Source organism: Azospirillum sp. (assembly GCF_035627195.1).
In the GTDB taxonomy this organism is placed as follows: Bacteria; Pseudomonadota; Alphaproteobacteria; order Azospirillales; family Azospirillaceae; genus Azospirillum.
Window position 1 is genome coordinate 1 of the sequence record NZ_DASPMG010000251.1, and the last position, 3,669, is coordinate 3,669.

General features: G+C 68.2%; 4 protein-coding genes. 2 read left to right on the forward strand and 2 right to left on the reverse strand.

Translation table 11 applies throughout. The features are described 5' to 3' along the window. The coding region (locus VED21_RS22555; protein ID WP_324886251.1) for an ATP-binding protein at positions 1-306 on the forward strand (306 nt) is incomplete at its 5' end. 28 nt (positions 307-334) lie between these two features. Here the strand turns inward: VED21_RS22555 and istB are convergent. Together istB and istA are read right to left on the reverse strand one after the other, a co-directional pair. Further along, on the reverse strand, positions 335-1,168 hold the full coding sequence (gene istB / locus VED21_RS22560; RefSeq protein WP_324886253.1) for an IS21-like element helper ATPase IstB: 834 nt from the start codon (positions 1,166-1,168) through the stop codon (positions 335-337). Beyond that, entirely contained in the window at positions 1,165-2,676 is a 1,512-nt protein-coding gene (gene istA / locus VED21_RS22565; protein WP_422652889.1) for an IS21 family transposase, read from the reverse strand. The genes istB and istA overlap by 4 nt, the downstream gene beginning before the upstream one ends. Positions 2,677-2,893: 217 nt before the next feature. Here istA and VED21_RS22570 point away from each other — a divergent pair. Continuing rightward, positions 2,894-3,669: phage portal protein (locus VED21_RS22570; protein WP_324886255.1), on the forward strand; the 776-nt coding region annotated here is incomplete at its 3' end.

Sequence of the window (3,669 nt, forward strand, 5' to 3'; positions counted from 1 at the left end):
GTGAGCGCCGATCCCGATGACCTGACGCGGATGCTGACACGCCTGAAGCTGACCGCGTTGCGCGACCAGCTCGACACCCTGCTCGACGAGGCGGCACGGCGCGAGTTGAGCCTGCGCGAAGCCCTGGCCTTCCTGTGCGAAGCCGAGGTGGCGCGCAAGGACGAGCGGCGCATCCAGATGGCGATGAGCATCGCCAAGTTCCCCTTCGTGCGCACGCTGGAGGAGTTCGAGTACGACGCCTATGGCGCGACAATCAGGATGGCGAGCGCGACAATCAGGATAAGAAGGTCTGGGGTCGCGGCATGAGCATGATTGACGCTGACGTGGGCGGGTTTCAAGCGTCCTGTCGCGGAGCGTCAATCAGGTTGGCGTTGATTGTCGCGCGCGAGGGTGGGCGTCCGGGAGCGCGCTTTCTCTCCAGGGCCGCGCGTCGCCGGTAGCTCTCGACGTTCATCTCGAAGATGGTGGCGTGATGAACGAGCCGGTCGATGGCGGCCAGCGTCATGGCTTGGCTGGGAAAGATCTTGCCCCACTCGCCGAAGGGCTGGTTCGCCGTGATCAGCAAGGAGCGCCGCTCGTACCGGGTGCCGATCAGTTCAAAAATGACGCTGGTTTCTGCCTGATCCTTGGCAACGTAGGCGAAGTCGTCGAGGATCAGCAGGTGGTACTTGTCCAGCTTGGCGATCGCGGCCTCCAAGCTCAGGTCACGCCGAGCGATCTGCAGCTTCTGCACCAGATCGGTGGTCCGGGCGAAGAGCACGCGCCAACCATTCTCCACCAGGGCGTAGCCGATGGCCGCCGCCAGATGCGACTTGCCCCCGCCGGGCGGCCCGAACAGGATCAAGTTGGCGCCTTTCTCCAACCAGCTGTCGCCGGCGACCAGGGCCATCACCTGGGCCTTGCTGACCATGGGCACCGCGTCGAACTCGAAGCTCTCCAGGGTTTTGCCGGGCGGCAGGCGAGCCTCGTCGAGATGACGCTCGATGCGCCGGCGGGCGCGTTCGGCGATCTCATGTTCGGTCAGGGCGGCCAGGAAGCGGGCGGCGGGCCAGCCCTCCTTGTCGGCCCGGGCGGCGAAGTCAGGCCAGATCAGCTTGATGGCCGGCAGCCGCAGATCGCCGAGCGCCAGCGACAGGCGGGCGGCGTCGATGGGATCGGTCGGGCTCATGCCGCGGCTCCCGGACGGACGGTCCCCAGCTCGTCGTAGACGCTGAGCGGCACGAGGTCGACGGTGACGTTGTTGAGGGCGGCCGTCGGCGCCTGGAAGCGTTCGCGCAGGGTCGGCAGGTCGGGCAGCCGGCCGGCCTCCAACTCGGCCTCCAGGGCCTGGGCCAAGGCGGCCTCGCAGCCCCGCTCGTGGGCCAGCGACAGCAGCTCCACCATGGTGGCGCAAGCTTGGCGCTCGTTGCCGGCGGCCCGCAGGGTGTCGAAGGCCCGGGCGTAGGCTTGGCGGGGGAACAGCTGGTCGCGGTAGACGAGGTTGAGCAGCGCCATCGGCTTGCGGCGCAGGGCATGGATGACGTGGCGGTAATCCACGACATGGCCATGCTTGCCGTTGCCGCGCGAGCGCCCGCGCGGCAGGCTCAGCACGTGCGTCCCGCCCAGGAAGCACTCCAGGCGATCATCGAACAGGTGAACGCGCAGGCGATGCCCGATCAACCGCGAGGGCACGGTGTAGAACACCTTGCGCAAGGTAAAGCCGCCGCTGGAGGTGACGCAGACGATGGTCCGTTCGAAGTCGCCGGTCCGGTCGGGCGGCAAGGGCTTGAGGGTGTCCCGCTCCACCGCGACCTGCTTGGTCCGGCGGGCGTTCTGCTGGCCGACCACCTCGTCGATGAAGCGGCGATAGGCCGCCAGGTCGGCGAAGTCCCGGCTGCCGCGCAGCAGCAGCGCATCCTCCACGGCGCGCTTGAGATGGCCATGCGGGCTTTCGATGCCGCCGTTCTCGTGGGCGACGCCGCGGTTGTTGCGGCTGGCGGCCATGCCGTAGTGGGCGCACAGCTCCTCGTAGCGGCGGGTGGCGTCCTCGGCGGCATCGCGGTCCAGGTTGCGAAACGCCGCCGACAGGCTGTCGCTGCGATGATCGGCCGGCACGCCGCCCAGAGACCACAAAGCATTCTGCAGCCCCTCGGCCAGGGCGACGAAGCTTTCTCCGCCCAGCACGACGTGGGCATGTTCCCAGCCCGAATAGGCGAGGCGGAAATGGTAGAGGCGGTGGTCAAGCGGCTGCTGGGCGATGGTGACCGCCAGGGCTGCCATGTCGGTGAAATCCGACAGGCCCATGCGGCCGGGCTCGTGCTCCTGGCGGAAGATGACGTCCTGGTCCGGGCCGTTCACCGCCCGCCAGGCACGAATGCGGCGCTCCAGGGTCCGGCGGATGCTGTCGCTCAGGTCCGGATGCCGCCGACGGATTTCGGCGAACACGGCGATCGCCCGCAGCCCCGGCGCCGCTTTGAGCATCGGCACCACCTCGCTGTCCCAGATCCCGGCCAGCGGGTCGGGGCGGCGCCGCCCGCGCGGCGGCGTCTTGTGCGATGGCGGGCGTGGGTCCCGCTCGATGCGGTAAGCGGTCGCCGGGCTGAACCCGGCCTTCGCCGCCGCGATGGCGGGGGTGTTGGAGGAACGGTGTTTCATGTAGAGCCTCATCTGCTGGTCGGTGATGTGTCGGCCCGGCAAGGTCGGGGTTCCTCATTGGCGTGAAGACCCTCGATCCTGGCCGTGTTCACCGCTCCCGCCAGCAGCGCCCTTCCAAGCGGAAGGACGCCGATGCCGCCGTCGTGACTCCGGCCGGGCTACGCCCGTCCTCCGTCACGACGGCGGCATTCCATTCTCATCCTGATTGACGCTGTTCTCACCGTGATTGTCGCGCCATAGCTTGCCGGTGCCGCTCCAGGTGGAGCTTATCAGCCGCGACCAAGTGCCCCTGACGCAGTGGCAGGAACACCGGCCGGGCCACCCCATCCGCGCCGGGATCGAGTTCGACGCGCTGGGCCGGCGGGTGGCCTATTGGGTGCTGCCGTTCAACCCGAACGATCCCACCATGCCCATGCTGGCGCCGACCTGGGAGCCGACGCGGGTTCCGGCGGAGGACATGCTCCACCTGTTCCGCGAGCTGGTGGAGAACCAACTCCGCGGCCTGACGTGGCTGGCGCCGATCCTGCTGCGGGTGAAGGAACTGGACCAGTACGAGGACGCCGCCTTGGTCCGTGCCAAGGTGGCCGCGATGCTGGCCGGCTTCATTCTGAACAAGGACGACGCCAACCCAGCGTGGAAGGGGCAGGCGAGCGCCGATGCGCCGAGCCTGGAACCGGGATTGCTGGTGCCGCTGAACCCCGGCGAGACCGTGGAGTTCACCACCCCGCCCGACGACAAGAACTATGACCCGTTTACGAAGAACCATCTGCGGGCAATCGCGGTGGGCCTGGGCTGCACCTATTTCCAGGTCTCCGGTGACCTGAAGGACGCCAACTATTCCAGCCTGCGCGGCGGCCTTGTCGAGTTCCGCCGCAGCGTTGAACAGCTCCAGCACCTTGTGATCGTGCCGCAGTTCTGCGACCCGGTGTGGCGGCGGTTCGTCACCCTGGCCGTCATGAGCGGCGCCATCGAGGCGCCCGACTTCTTCAGCAACCCGGAGCCCTACCTCGCCGCCGAGTGGCTGCCGCCGGCCTT